The sequence below is a fragment of the Gordonia sp. YY1 genome (assembly GCF_009872315.1).
GTDB classification, from domain to species: Bacteria; Actinomycetota; Actinomycetes; order Mycobacteriales; family Mycobacteriaceae; genus Gordonia; species Gordonia amicalis.
The window spans coordinates 75,273-88,128 of record NZ_WXYI01000006.1 but is presented as its reverse complement, the minus strand read 5'-3'; the positions used below and the strand labels follow the sequence as shown (position 1 = coordinate 88,128).

The following is a 12,856-nucleotide window of genomic DNA, read 5'->3' as shown; positions in this document are numbered from 1 at the left end:
GAGGAGCGTAAGCGACCCACTGCTGCCTGAGGTGCGAGGAGCGTAAGCGACCCACTGCTGCCTGAGGTGCGAGGAGCGCTAGCGACGAGCCTCGAAGGCCTGGTGAGATGACGTCACCGGCCCTTCGAGGTTCGCTTCGCTCGCACCTCAGGGAGCAGGGGCGTGGGCAGAGGTAGCGATTCTCTCCGCTACCCCAGCGAACCGAGAGTCTTCAACCGTTCGTGCGCCTGGTGCATGATCGACTGGATCAGCTCGTCGCAGCTCGGCAGGTCATCGATCATACCGACGACCTGCCCCGACGCGAGAACACCGGCGCGGGTGTCACCCTCGACGAGCCCGGCCTTCAGCAGCATCGGGGTGTTGCCGGCCATGATGACCTGCTGCCAGGTCCGTTCACCCGACTTCTTCATCGTGCGACCGTCTTTGAGCATGGTGGTCCAGCGCATGCCGGTCATCTGTTTGAACTCGTTGGCATTTCGGGCCGCGGCGAACAGCGCCCGCACCGGACTGCCGCTTTCCAGTGCCTCGACGAGCGGGGTACGCAGCACGCGGTGGGGCATGCCGTCGACCTTCACCGACACGACGGTGTCGTTGAGGCCGCGCTGCAGGTACTCCTGCTTGACCGAGTCGGGGACCGCGCTGTCGGAGGTCAGCAGGAACCGGGTTCCCATCGCGACGCCCTGGGCGCCGTAGGCGAGCGCCGCGGCGAGTCCGCGACCGTCGAAGAAGCCACCCGCAGCGACCACCGGCATGTCGATGTTCTTCGCGGACAGCGCATCCAGGACGGACGGCAGCAGCAGGGTGGTGGCGACCGGACCGGTGTGACCGCCGCCCTCGCCACCCTGAACGATGACCGCATCGGCGCCCCAGGAGGCGACCTTCACCGCGTGTTTCGCTGCGCCGATCGACGGGATCACGACGATGCCGTGGTCCTTGAGCTTCGCGATCAGCTCGGGCTTCGGCGCGAGCGCGAACGACGCGACCTTGACGCCCTCGCGGATCAGCAGATCGATCCGTTCCGGGGCGTCGGTGGCGTCGGCGCGCATGTTCACGCCGAACGGCTTGGTGGTCAACGACTTCGTCTTGGCGATCGCGGCCTCGAGTTCGGCGAAGGTCATCGTCGCCGACGCCAGGATGCCGAGACCGCCGGCATTCGACGTCGCCGAGGTCAGCGACGGCCCGGAAACCCAGCCCATTCCCGTCTGCACGATCGGGTACTCGACCCCGACCAGCTCGGTGAACGACGTGGACAGGCCGGCCGCCCGCGCCGGACTCATCGGACTTCCTTGTTGCGAACACCCTTGGGATCGAGGACGTCTCGGATCAGGCCGAGTTCCTCGGCGGTGGGCTGCCGGGTCTCCGGAGCGTCGGCGAGACCCTCGATCTCGAAGCCGGTGTTCTCCGCGACCTCGTCGGCGGTGACCCCCGGATGCAACGACAGTGCCCGCATCGTGTGACCCGCCCCGCCGAAGTCGAAGACACCGAGGTTGGTGACGACTCGATGGATGTTCAGGTCGTCGTATGCCGGGTTGTCCGGGTCGACCTTGTCGTATCCGATGCCGGACACGATGTCGACGGTCTCCCCGAAGACGCGTGCCGTGTGACGCGGCACCCAGTAGCTCGTCGGGTGGTTGATGGTGTTGCCGGGTGCGCCGCGGACACCGAACATCTGCCGCGTCGGGTGCTGCAGCGGGCCGAACGCCGACAGGTTCTGGTTCCCGTGACGATCGATCTGGTTGGCGCCCATGACCACATGACGACGGCCCGACGCCACGACGTCGAACACCTTGCGGAACGGCATCCAGCCCTCGATGGGGCCGGTCTTGCCGATCGGCGGTGTGTCGGCGAGGATCAGCGCCTCGCCGTCGGTGATCAGCAGGTCGGGTTCGGTGGTGAGGCGTGCCAGGCGAGCGCCCAGCAGGGGGACGGGCGCCATCGGCGACGCCATGATCTCGCCGGCACCGGCGAAGATGCCGGCGCATGAGATGACGCAGTACTCGGCGCGCGTGACTTCGACAGGCTCAGCCAGCGGGGAGGAAGGCTCAGCCGGCGGGATATTCGTTGCCTGTGTCTCTGCGGTGCTCACTGTGCGTTCTCCTCCTGCTCGGCCTGCCATGCGGTCACCTCTCGCTGGTAGGTCGCCTCGTCGACCTGAAGGAATCGGCGCGAGAACGCTTCCCAGGTGTCGGGTTCCTTGGCGCTGGCGACGTAGAACTGCTGGAACTTCTCGTCCCGCCCGTACTCGCCGGCAAAGGTGAAGTGCGCGCCGTTGGGGGCGTGCACCACGCGGTCGACGTTCATCCGGTTCAGCAGGAGTCGCTGATGCGGAACGGTTTTCACCAGTACCTCGTTCGAGACGAGCTGATCGGTCTCCAGGTAGCGGCGCTCGGCGGCCGCGCAGTAGAGGTCGTCGAAGTACGGGTCCACGCCGGTGTAGGCGGCGTTGCCGTGGGCGTCGGCCAGATCCAGGTGGACGAAAGCGGCGTCGAGCTTGAGCGCCGGCATCGCGACCAGCGTCTGGGTCCGTCCGTCGGCGTCCGGATACGGGGATTCGACGGTTTTCAGTTCGCCCTCCCAGAAGTTCAGGACGTCGGAACCGAGTCCGGCGCGGATCGGGAGGAACGGCAGCCGTGCGGCCGCGGCCTCCAGGCCGCACTTGACCATGCCCTCGTCCATCTCGCGCACCTCGATCTCGCCGTTGGTGCGCGCCTTCGCGAACCACGGGTCGTAGAACGGGGCGGAGTCGAGCGACACGAAGCCGTAGTATGCGCGACGCACCTTGCCTGCGGCGCAGAGCAACCCGAGGTCGGGGCCGCCGTAGGTCACGACGGTGAGGTCCTTGACGTCCGAGCGGGCGATCGCGCGCACGAGCGCCATCGGCTTGCGGCGCGAACCCCAGCCGCCGATCCCGATGGTCATCCCGTCGCGGAGCTCCGCGACGACGTCGTCGAGAGTGCTTGTCTTGTCGGTCGGCATCTCAGGCGTGTCCTCCGTTGTGAGAAGCGTTCGAGGCGAGCGGTTTACCGGTCGAGACGAAGGCGTCGCGGTGCTCGTCGGCGACGCCGGCCAGGTTCAGCTCGAAGGTGTAGCCCTGTTCCAGGCGGTAACTGGCCTTCACGTCCACCGGATCGATGTTGTTGATGGCCTCTTTGGCCGCGCGGATCACCCGGGTGTCCTTGGCCGCGATGGCCTCGGCGACCTCGAGTGCGGCGTCGAGCAGGTCCTCGCGGGGGACGACCCGGTACACCGAACCGAAGTGCTCGAGTTGCTGGGCGGTGACGTTCTTCGCGGTGAAGTAGAGGGTGCGCATCATGTGCTGCGGCACCAGGCGCGCGAGATGTGTTGCCGCACCGAGGGCGCCGCGGTCGACCTCGGGAAGCCCGAAGACCGCGTCGTCGGAGGCGACGATGACATCGGCGTTGCCGACCAGACCGATTCCGCCGCCCACGCAGAAGCCGTTGACCGCGACGACCACCGGCACCGCGCAGTCGTAGACCGCGCCGAAGGCGGCCGCGCATCCCCGGTTGGCGCCGATCAGGGCGTCGAAGCCCTCGGTGGCCTGCATCTCCTTGATGTCGACGCCGGCGTTGAAGCCTCGTCCTTCGGCGCGTAACACCACGACGTGTGTGGCCGGATCGTTGCCGGCCGCCGTGATGGCGTCGGCGAGTTCGAACCACGCTGCCGATGGCAGCGCGTTGACCGGCGGGTAGTCGACCGTGATGGTCACGATGCCGGACTCGGTACGTCTCGTGGTGATCGGCACGCGTGCTCCTCTCGTGGCTGCGTTGGCAACCTCGTGGGCTGCGCAAGCATGAACCAAGCAAGTGCTTGGTTGTTTGGTAGGGTAGCACCCATGCAGACGCAGTCACAGGCCGAGCTGGGCCTGGTCGGGAAGGTTGTCCTGGTCACCGGTGGTGCACGCGGAGTCGGTGCGGGTATCACGCGGGTGTTGTCGACCCTCGGTGCCCGGCCGGTCATCTGCGGCCGGAGTGCGGACAGTCTCGCCGACGACCTTCGCGAGATCGACTTCGTCTCGTGCGACGTCCGCGACGCCGCGGCCGTCGAGGCGATGATCGACGACATCGTCGACCGCGCCGGACGCATCGACGGGGTGGTCAACAACGCCGGTGGGTCGCCCTTCGCGCTGGCCGCCGACGCATCGGTCCGGTTCGCGAGCAAGATCGTCGACCTCAACCTCCTGGCCCCGCTGGCGGTGGCGAAGGCGGCGAACGCGGTCATGCAGACGCAGCCGGACGGTGGGGCGATCGTCAACGTGTCGAGCGTGAGCGGACACCGGCCGTCGCCCGGGACGTCGGCGTATGGAGCCGCCAAGGCGGGCCTCGACAACCTGATGACTTCGCTCGCCGTCGAATGGGCCCCGAAGGTGAGGGTCAACTCGGTCGTCGCCGGACCCGTGGAGACCGAGCAGTCGCATCTCCACTACGGGGACGACGCCGGAGTCGCTGCCGTGGGCGCCACCATCCCGCTGGGCCGGATGGCAACCCCCGTCGACGTCGGCAACGCCGTTGCCTTCCTGCTGTCACCGCTGGCGGGATACATCAGCGGCTCGACGCTCACCGTGCACGGCGGGGGCGAGAAGCCGGCCTTCCTCGACGCCGCGACCGCCGGCAACGCCGTCTGACCCACCGCACAAGCACAGTCTTCGCAGTTCAGAAAGGAAACACCTTGAGTAGCAAGTTGAATGAGGGCCGCGTCGTCATCGTGACCGGTGCCGGACAGGGCATCGGACGAGCCCACGCGCTCGCGTTCGCCGCCGACGGGGCGAAGGTCGTGGTCAACGACTATGCGGAGGATCTCGCTGCCGGGGTCGTGGACGAGATCGTCGCGGCCGGCGGCGAAGCCGTCGTCTCGGTGGGCGACGTGGCCGACTGGAAGAGTGGCGAGGCCATGGTCGCCACCGCCCTCGACGCCTTCGACCGGCTCGACGTGCTCGTCAACAACGCGGGATTCGTCCGCGACCGCATGCTGGTGTCGCTGTCGGAGGACGAGTGGGATGCCGTCATTCGCGTGCACCTCAAGGGTCACTTCGTCGGCTTGCGTCATGCCGCGGCCCACTGGCGGGCCGAGGCCAAGGCGGGTCGTACGCCGCAGGCGCGGATCATCAACACGAGTTCCGGTGCCGGACTGTACGGTTCGATCGGCCAGGGCAACTATGTCGCGGCCAAGGCGGGTATCGCGGCGCTCACCGTCCAGGCGGCCGCCGAACTGGGCGGCTACGGCGTCACGGTCAACGCGATCGCGCCCGCGGCCCGGACCCAGATGACGATGGGTGCCGGTGACGAGATGGCCGCGCAGATGGCCGCCCCCGCGGACGGATCGTTCGACGCGATGGATCCGGCGAACATCTCACCGCTCGTGGTGTGGCTCGGCTCGCCCGAGTCGGCGTCGGTGAGCGGTCGGGTCTTCGAGGTCGAGGGCGGCAAGATCTCGGTGACCGACGGCTGGCAGCGAAGCGTCGAGCGGGACAAGGGGTCTCGCTGGGAGGTTGCCGAACTCGGTCCGGTGGTGGAGGAGATCCTGGCGAAGGCGCCGGTCCCCATGCCGGTCTACGGCGCGCGGTGACCTCGGCGGACAGAGACCAGCAGCGGGTCGCGGCGGCCCGCGCATATGTCGACGCCCTGGTCAGCCACGACCCGTCGGCGGTGTCGCTGCATCCCGACTGCACCCGCGTGGAATTCGGTCTGCGGACCGGCCGCAACGGCCCCCACATCGCACGAAGCCTCGCGCGGGGTCCGCAGTTCCGGTTGATCCACCGCGTCTCGGACTTCACCGCGACGGTCGACGGTCACAGCGTCACCACGCGGTATGTGGTGCATGTCCGACCCCGGACCCTGCGACTCGGTGCTCCGGTGTCGGAGACCTTCGTCGTCGACGAGGAGAACCGGATTCGCGCGATTGTCGCGCGGTTCGGGCTGCCGCGTCCTTACTTGGCCCCGCACGCCCAGCAGTGATCGACGCGTCTACTACTTTCGGGACGGGTCGTCGAGTGCGATGCGTTGCCTGTTGGGTAGTGGGTGCGAGGACCTGTGGATGCCGACGAGACGGCTCGCCGATATGTTCCTAGCATCGGTTGAGCAGGTACTTCGCCGGGCGACTGCGCGCAGATTGTGGCAGGCGCAGTACTGTGTTCTGCGTAGCCATCTCGGGGGAGAAACATGTCGGATCTGGTCGTAAAGCCTGAATCGTTGATTTCGGCCGCTCAGGCGATCGAGCAGAGTGCATCTCGGATCGGCGAGCTGACGCTCGGTCCAGGCGGGGAAGACGGCTACGCCACAGAGTCCTTCAGTTCTCTCGTGAATGCGTTCCGCGGTGCGACGCACGATATGTCGCGTATCGCGTCGAAAACGGACAAGCAGATCGCGACCGCGTTGTCGAACACCTCAGACGCCGTCTCCTCATTCGCCGCGTTGGTGATGAACTGCCGGAACATCACCGTTGAGGCTGACGATGACAGTGCCAAGCGGATCGAGGACTCCATCGGATATCCGACACGCGTCGGGGCGCTCACCGATCATCTTGTCCCGGCTCCCATCCTTGAGGACGTCACAGCGAAGGCATCTCGCTGAGATGACGCCTAGCTACGACGAGATCGCGTCGTGGAAGCCGGAGGCACTGACCCCGATCGCGAATGGGTTGTTTGCACTCAAGGCGAACCTCGACCTTGAAGCCCCGAAAGCCGGGAACCCGGTCCGGAATCTGATGCGCGGCGAGTGGACCGGAGACGCACGTGGACCTGCCGACGACCGTGCCGTGTCCATCACGTGCTGGCTTCAGAGCATGGCCGATGAGTACGGCGATCTGGCGCAGACCTTGAATACCGGCGCAGGCGACATCGCCAGCGCCAGGACCGGACTGAGAAACGCTACCGATGCCGCCGCGGACCTCGGGTATGTCCTCGACACGGCGAGCCGTGACTACATGCTGAATTTTGTTCCGGAGAAGGCGCCCGACGGCGCGGAGTTCGACGCCACCACGGCTGCCGAGATCCAGGGACGATTGAAGGGCTTGGGAGATGCCGCAGACCAGGCTGTCACCTCTGCCGGTAGCGCGATCAGCGCTGCGGTCGGCGAGCTCTACGCCATGGCCCCGGAATCTCTCGTTGTCAACAGCGGTTTGGTTGCCAATCAGATCGAGGCTTTCCGCAAAGTCTATGGACGGGAGCCCGACACCCTCAATGACTGGCGAATGGCAGCAGCGTTGGACCTCCACAGTTATAACCCCAAGAACCAAGGGGTCCCGCCGGTCATCAGCGTCATCAAGATTGACCCCGTACCCGGACAGGGTGTTGTCGCCACTGGTCTGTTCATCCCCAACGGCAAGGTACTCGGGGGAGCATCGCGGCACTATGGAGACGGCCGCGAATTTGACCCGAACTTCGCCCCCGAGAACACCCGGGTCTCGTACTTCATCGACTACGAGAACGGCATAGTGATTGCGCGGCAGAATCCGTCGGCCGATACGGTGGGGCAAGTCAGGACCGGCACGCCCAAGATGTCTGCTGCTCAGCTGCCAGACGGCACTGTGTTGATCAACTACGACGCCGCGGATCCACTTGCTCCTGGGCCGGCTGGTGACGCGGGGTGGAGGGTGCGCGGACAGACGATCGTGACCCCTGGCGTTGACGGTGCCCGGGTCTCGGGGGTTGCGACCGACTTCCCGTCGATGGAGACCTACCAGTACCTACCTGACGGCAAGACCAGGATCTTGCATCAAGACGACTCCGGCGACCACATCGGGTTAGGGCCGCTCGTGCATCTCCCGTTCCGCCATGAGTACGGGGACTATCAATGGGACTTGCAAGGATTTCCGAGAGAGAACAACCCCGAGCAAGTGTATGGTCCTCATCCGCCCGGCATCGAGGGGATAACGGACTTCGGATCGGCAGACAGTCCGCCTACCGTCAAAGGAGCCGCATGAGCACGCCCGATATCGACTCACGCAACGCAGCACGATGACCAGCGAGCAGGCTGCGACAGTCGAGCCCGGCGACAGTACCAGTCAACGGAGTTACGCGACGAGGACGTGCGTGGCTCTCCTGCTCATGATTTTGTGTTTCTTTGCCTCGTATTTTGCTGAGCGCTTGCCCATTTACCAGGGCGCCAAGGCGATTCCGGTCGCAATCATCGTGGGAGCATGCGTTCTGGCGATATTCAGAAACACGCGCGGCTGGGCGTCCGTGGTTGCTACAGCCGCGGTTTCCGCGGGGCTCGCCCGACTGATTTTCGAAAGCGCGACGTGAACCCGATTACGAGCGAAGTCCAGGACAATCGGTTCTTCGGGCCAATGACACCGTTCGCTGCAATCGGCACATTGGCGCTGGCCCCGTTGACCTGGATCGTGGTGTTGGCGGCCAGCTTCGTGCTGTACCTTCTGGTGGCCGTTGTCGGTGGGTTCTTGATGTTCAACGGTGGTAAGCGTCGTCAGATAGGCGCCGGCATCGTTTTCGGGTCGATGGCGTATGTGCTCGTGTTGGTCGTACTTGCCGTCAGGCTCGCGCTCGGCGCGTGAGCGTTCATGTGCAGCGCCACAGGCCTTCGCGCTCGACCCGCAGCGTAATCCACCGAGAATGATGGACCCACCAACAGCCTGGCAGTGGGTCCAGCGAGAAATGCTGGATTATGCGCCGGGCGCCCGCACGACCATCGGCACTCCGGGGAAATACGCGGCCATCTCCGAGCGCGACTTGCGCAGGGCAGCGGTGCCGTAGCCGGACTTGCGGTACTGCGGGTGGATCCAGATCCGCAGGTCCACCTCGCCGTCCTTCAGTTCGCCGAAGACGAAGCCCACCTTGGATTCTCCCTCGACGGCGACGAGCCACACGGCCTCTTCGGCGTCGACGCGGTCGGCGGCGGCGCTGATCTCGGCGGCGACGTCACCGGCCGGTGCCCCGGAACCGTCGCCGGCGGTGCCGAGTTCGTCGGTGCGGGCCGCGAACAGTTCGGCATCGGCCTCGGCGTCGAACGGGCGCAGGTCGAGGGTGTCCCCGCTGCTGGCCGGACGCTCGGCGAGTGTGAAGGTGAGGGCGTTGTTGAGGTCGTCGAGCTCGGCTTGGTTCTTGCGGCGCTCGTCCTTGGTCAGCTGGTCGAGTTTCATGTCCAGGATCGCCTTGGCGCCCAGCTGCGACTTGCCGAGCAGCTCGACGATCGCCGTGACGGCTTCATCGTGATTCTCCGCGTCGACGATGGCGTCGAGAACCTCGTGGCGGCGTTCCAGCGCGGTCAGCAAGGCGTCGGCGATGTCGCGGCGAGTGGTGGCCAGGTCGAGATCAGTCATACTTCGATCGTAGGGCAACCCGCTCGATCCGTGGCGGGAGTCGCGGATGGGTGAGCGTTCCCCGGAGACCGCAACCTGGAACGTGTTCTATAGGCGATAACCGCGATTTTGGTGGACCTTCTTTCCTGAAGCTGTAACACGTCCTAGTCTTGTGGCATGACGAACGAGGGTACGACGACCGCACCGACCGACTTCGATCACCTTCGCGGGGGCACGCACATGGGCGACCTGATGGTCGCCGCGCTGCGGCGCCATGCCGATCGCACGGTGTTGTCCCTGGGGGACACCGAGATGACCGGCGGCGAGATGGCCGCCGCGATCAGCCGCTACATCCAGGCGTTCGAGGGGCTGGGCGCGGGCACGGGCACCGCGGTCGGCCTGCTGGCACTGAACCGGCCCGAGGTGCTCTTCGTCATCGGGGCCGGCCAGACGCAGGGGTGGCGACGGACCGCGCTGCACCCGCTCGGCTCGCTCGACGACCACGCCTACGTCCTGTCCGACGCCGGTGTCTCGACCCTCATCATCGACCCCGTGCCGATGTTCGTCGAGCGTGCGGCGGCGCTGCTGGAACGTATCCCCGGACTGAAGCAGGTGCTGACCCTCGGCCCGGTGCCCGAGCAGTTGTCGGCCCAGGCTCGTGACGTCATCGCCGAGGCGGACAATTTCGAACCGAAACCGCTTGTGGCCGAACATCTGTCGCCCGAACACGTCGTCTCGATCACCTACACCGGCGGCACCACCGGAAAACCCAAGGGCGTCATCGGAACCGCGCGCGCGATGGCGACGATGACGCAGATCCAGCTCGCCGAATGGGAGTGGCCGGAGCATCCCCGGTTCCTGCTCTGTACGCCGCTGTCGCATGCGGGTGCGGCATTCTTCATCCCCACCCTCATGAAGGGCGGGTCGATGGTGGTGCTGTCGAAGTTCGATCCGGCCGAGGTCCTCAAGACCATCGAGGAGCAGAAGATCACCGCGACGATGCTCGTGCCGTCCATGCTGTACGCGCTGATGGACCATCCGGATTCGCGGACGCGTGACCTGTCGTCGCTGGAAACGGTGTATTACGGTGCGTCGCCGATCAATCCGGTCCGGCTCGCGGAGGCGATCGAACGGTTCGGCCCGATCTTCGCCCAGTACTACGGCCAGTCCGAGGCGCCGATGGTGATCAGCTACCTCGCCAAGGGGGATCATCCGGGGCCGGGGGAGGACCAGCGTCGCCTGAGCAGTTGCGGCCGGCCGTCGGCCTTCCTGCGCACCGCACTCCTCGGCCCCGACGACAAGCCCGTCCCGCAGGGTGAGCCGGGCGAGATCTGCGTTGCCGGACCACTTCTCGCCGGCGGATACCTCGGACTCCCGGAGCAGACCGCCGAGACCTTCCGCGACGGATGGCTGCGTACCGGCGATGTCGCACGTGAAGACGAGGACGGATTCTGGTTCATCGTCGACCGCACCAAGGACATGATCGTCACCGGTGGCTTCAACGTGTTCCCGCGCGAGGTCGAGGACGTGGTGGCAGAGCATCCTGCGGTGGGCCAGGTCGGCGTGATCGGTGTGCCCGACGAGAAGTGGGGCGAGGCGGTCACCGCGATCGTCGTGCTTCGTCCCGACGCGGACGCCGACGACGCAGCCAAGGAGCGCATCACCGCCGAGATCCAGCAGGCCGTCAAGGATCGCAAGGGTGCCGTGCAGTCACCGAAGCGGGTGATCTTCGCCGATGCACTGCCGTTGACCGCGCTGGGCAAGCCGGACAAGAAGGCACTGCGGGCGCAGTACTGGGCCGACGCGGAGCGCGGGGTCGGCTAGGCGTCCCGCGCCTGGAAACCGCCCCTGGAAACCTCCCCTGGAAACCGCGCTGAGCAGGCGGAACGCCGACATACTGTCGTCGAGCCGCCTGTGGAGGGCGGATTTCGGGGGCGCATTTCAGGGGCGGGCGAGGACCGCTCGCGCCCGGTCGGCCAAGGACTCCCGGACCCACTGCGGTTCGAGGACCGCGATGTCGAGGTCGAACATCGCCGCCCACAACGCGCCGGCGGCATGCCGGCGGTCGGCGAACCGGAGTTCGACCCGTCGACGATCTGCGGCGTCACCCCTCGTCTCCGAGGAGAGCACGATCGCGCGGACCCGATCGACATCGTCGGGGGTGCACTCGACCACGACGTCGACCGCATCGAACGAGGAACGAAACGCGGTACGACGCCGCTCCCAGATCTCTTCCAGATCCACGTCTGCGTCGCGCACCGCCGGTTCGTCCAGGACCTCCACCTCGCTCATCCGCGACAATCGGTACATCCGTTCCTAGGTCCCGTCACCCGCACCGTGTGCGACGAGGTACCAGGTGTCGCCCGCGATGATCAGCCCGATCGGATCGAGAATCCGCTCCCGTGCCTCGCCCACCCCACGCGGGCGGTACCGGGTGCGGATTCGCCTGCCCGCGAAGACCGCGAACTGCACCGGATCGAGAGCGTCGAGTTCCTTCGGCGTCCGCACGAATCCCTCGGGGCGGACCAGAACCCGCTGGGCGGCCCGTACCGCGGTACCTCTGTACGCCTCGGGCAGTGCCGCGGTGACCTTGCGCATCGCGCTGGCGAAGGCGGGCGAGTCGAGCCGTCCCGTTCCGGCGAGCAGCGAGGTCGCCTCTTCGACCGTCAGGCCGGTGAGGTCGGTGCGATAGCCGGGGACGAGCGAGAACCCGCCGTGCCGGCCGCGCTCCGCGTAGACGGGCACCCCGGACAGCGACAGCGCCTCGATGTCGCGCAGCACGGTCCGCTCCGACACCCCGAGTTCGACGGCGATCGTCGACGCGGTCACCCGATCGTGCTTCTTGAGCAGCATCAGGACCGCGATGAGGCGTTCGGCGCGCATGCCGACGATCATCTCGCACAAACATGACAGAAGATGTCAGGTTTCGCGGTTTGACTGGACTCGTCAGCCACCGACGAAAGGAAAGACCATGAACGCACAGACCACACCGCCGGATCCCCGCCCGGTCTTCGCGGCCGCCACCACCTGGGTCACCGAGCTGCTCTCCGCGGTGACAGCCGACCAGTTCGCCGCCCCGACGCCGTGCGACGACTTCGACGTCCGCACTCTCGGGGCCCATCTGCTTGCGACGGCGCAGCGCGCGGCCGCCCTGCCCGCGGGAGTCGACGTGCGGTCGATGCCGTTCATCGCCGACCGTTTCGACGCGCAGGAGTATGCGGCGGTCGTGGCTCGTGCCCTCGAACTCTGGTCCGACGACGCAACGCTCACCGCGCCGGTGCAGGTCCCGTGGGGTGAGGTTCCCGGCGCCGGTGCGTTGTGGGGTTATGTCAACGAAAGTCTGGTGCACGGTTGGGATCTCGCGGTGGCGACCGGGCAGCCGTCCGAAGCCGTCCCGAAAGCCGCCGCCGCGACGCTCGCGATCGCGCGTCAGTTCATCCCCGCCGAGATCCGCGAGGACCCGAACGTTCCCTTCGGCGTCGTTGTCGAGCCGCGGGCCGGCGCCGGGCCGACCGAGACGCTGGCCAACTGGTCCGGACGGCGTTCCGCGGCATGGATTCCGGCCGCGACTCGGTGAACCGGT

Annotated in this window: 13 protein-coding genes and 1 pseudogene; 8 read left to right on the top strand and 6 right to left on the bottom strand. The window is 66.7% G+C overall.

Annotation, left to right across the window (positions count from 1 at the left end):
• Positions 1-188: 188 nt before the first annotated feature.
• The 4 genes from BPODLACK_RS10485 to echA20 are packed head-to-tail and all read right to left on the bottom strand — an operon-like array spanning position 189 to position 3,763.
• Complete coding sequence (locus BPODLACK_RS10485; RefSeq protein WP_006437741.1) at positions 189-1,277, bottom strand: NAD(P)H-dependent flavin oxidoreductase; 1,089 nt, start codon at positions 1,275-1,277, stop codon at positions 189-191.
• Positions 1,274-2,086, bottom strand: coding sequence for a CoA-transferase subunit beta (locus BPODLACK_RS10480; RefSeq protein ID WP_006437740.1), 813 nt, complete (start codon positions 2,084-2,086; stop codon positions 1,274-1,276). The genes BPODLACK_RS10485 and BPODLACK_RS10480 overlap by 4 nt, the downstream gene beginning before the upstream one ends.
• Entirely contained in the window at positions 2,083-2,976 is an 894-nt protein-coding gene (locus tag BPODLACK_RS10475) for a CoA transferase subunit A (RefSeq protein WP_006437739.1), read from the bottom strand. Before BPODLACK_RS10475 ends, BPODLACK_RS10480 begins: the two co-directional genes overlap by 4 nt.
• Position 2,977: 1 nt before the next feature.
• The gene (gene echA20, locus BPODLACK_RS10470; protein ID WP_159405225.1) at positions 2,978-3,763 is read right to left on the bottom strand and encodes a (7aS)-7a-methyl-1,5-dioxo-2,3,5,6,7,7a-hexahydro-1H-indene-carboxyl-CoA hydrolase; all 786 of its coding nucleotides are present in this window, start codon (positions 3,761-3,763) and stop codon (positions 2,978-2,980) included.
• A 90-nt stretch (positions 3,764-3,853) separates the two neighbouring features.
• On the opposite strand from echA20, the gene BPODLACK_RS10465 reads away from it, so the two are divergent.
• The 6 genes from BPODLACK_RS10465 to BPODLACK_RS10440 all read left to right on the top strand — a co-directional run bounded on the left by BPODLACK_RS10465 (position 3,854) and on the right by BPODLACK_RS10440 (position 8,529).
• Positions 3,854-4,642, top strand: coding sequence for an SDR family oxidoreductase (locus BPODLACK_RS10465; RefSeq protein WP_006437737.1), 789 nt, complete (start codon positions 3,854-3,856; stop codon positions 4,640-4,642).
• 44 nt (positions 4,643-4,686) lie between these two features.
• The gene (locus BPODLACK_RS10460; protein WP_006437736.1) at positions 4,687-5,583 is read left to right on the top strand and encodes an SDR family oxidoreductase; all 897 of its coding nucleotides are present in this window, start codon (positions 4,687-4,689) and stop codon (positions 5,581-5,583) included.
• Complete coding sequence (locus BPODLACK_RS10455) at positions 5,580-5,972, top strand: hypothetical protein (protein WP_006437735.1); 393 nt, start codon at positions 5,580-5,582, stop codon at positions 5,970-5,972. Before BPODLACK_RS10460 ends, BPODLACK_RS10455 begins: the two co-directional genes overlap by 4 nt.
• A 204-nt stretch (positions 5,973-6,176) precedes the next feature.
• Entirely contained in the window at positions 6,177-6,587 is a 411-nt protein-coding gene (locus BPODLACK_RS10450; RefSeq protein WP_159405224.1) for a hypothetical protein, read from the top strand.
• Between the two features lies 1 nt (position 6,588).
• Positions 6,589-7,938, top strand: a complete 1,350-nt coding sequence (locus BPODLACK_RS10445) for a hypothetical protein (RefSeq protein ID WP_159405223.1) — start codon at positions 6,589-6,591, stop codon at positions 7,936-7,938.
• Between the two features lie 216 nt (positions 7,939-8,154).
• Positions 8,155-8,529 (top strand): hypothetical protein, encoded by a 375-nt coding sequence (locus BPODLACK_RS10440; RefSeq protein ID WP_159405222.1) that lies wholly within the window; start codon positions 8,155-8,157, stop codon positions 8,527-8,529.
• A 108-nt stretch (positions 8,530-8,637) separates the two neighbouring features.
• Here the strand turns inward: BPODLACK_RS10440 and BPODLACK_RS10435 are convergent, their stop codons facing one another.
• Positions 8,638-9,294 carry a GNAT family N-acetyltransferase gene (locus BPODLACK_RS10435; RefSeq protein ID WP_006437015.1) on the bottom strand — a complete coding sequence of 219 codons (657 nt, stop codon included), beginning with the start codon at positions 9,292-9,294 and terminating at the stop codon, positions 8,638-8,640.
• Between the two features lie 156 nt (positions 9,295-9,450).
• Here BPODLACK_RS10435 and fadD8 point away from each other — a divergent pair, with 156 nt between their 5' ends.
• Complete coding sequence (gene fadD8, locus BPODLACK_RS10430; RefSeq protein ID WP_159405221.1) at positions 9,451-11,097, top strand: fatty-acid--CoA ligase FadD8; 1,647 nt, start codon at positions 9,451-9,453, stop codon at positions 11,095-11,097.
• A 117-nt stretch (positions 11,098-11,214) separates the two neighbouring features.
• Here the strand turns inward: fadD8 and BPODLACK_RS10425 are convergent.
• Positions 11,215-12,156 (bottom strand): annotated as a pseudogene (locus BPODLACK_RS10425) (helix-turn-helix transcriptional regulator).
• 88 nt (positions 12,157-12,244) lie between these two features.
• On the opposite strand from BPODLACK_RS10425, the gene BPODLACK_RS10420 reads away from it, so the two are divergent.
• Positions 12,245-12,850 carry a TIGR03086 family metal-binding protein gene (locus tag BPODLACK_RS10420; RefSeq protein WP_159405220.1) on the top strand — a complete coding sequence of 202 codons (606 nt, stop codon included), beginning with the start codon at positions 12,245-12,247 and terminating at the stop codon, positions 12,848-12,850.
• Positions 12,851-12,856: the final 6 nt, after the last annotated feature.

Coding starts and splice junctions, on each gene's coding strand:
- BPODLACK_RS10485 (WP_006437741.1), bottom strand. CDS start 1,277: ATGAGTCCGGCGCGGGCGGCCGGCCTGTCCACGTCGTTCACCGAGCTG.
- fadD8 (WP_159405221.1), top strand. CDS start 9,451: ATGACGAACGAGGGTACGACGACCGCACCGACCGACTTCGATCACCTT.
- BPODLACK_RS10475 (WP_006437739.1), bottom strand. CDS start 2,976: ATGCCGACCGACAAGACAAGCACTCTCGACGACGTCGTCGCGGAGCTC.
- BPODLACK_RS10440 (WP_159405222.1), top strand. CDS start 8,155: ATGCGTTCTGGCGATATTCAGAAACACGCGCGGCTGGGCGTCCGTGGT.
- BPODLACK_RS10435 (WP_006437015.1), bottom strand. CDS start 9,294: ATGACTGATCTCGACCTGGCCACCACTCGCCGCGACATCGCCGACGCC.
- BPODLACK_RS10445 (WP_159405223.1), top strand. CDS start 6,589: ATGACGCCTAGCTACGACGAGATCGCGTCGTGGAAGCCGGAGGCACTG.
- BPODLACK_RS10420 (WP_159405220.1), top strand. CDS start 12,245: ATGAACGCACAGACCACACCGCCGGATCCCCGCCCGGTCTTCGCGGCC.
- BPODLACK_RS10450 (WP_159405224.1), top strand. CDS start 6,177: ATGTCGGATCTGGTCGTAAAGCCTGAATCGTTGATTTCGGCCGCTCAG.
- BPODLACK_RS10465 (WP_006437737.1), top strand. CDS start 3,854: ATGCAGACGCAGTCACAGGCCGAGCTGGGCCTGGTCGGGAAGGTTGTC.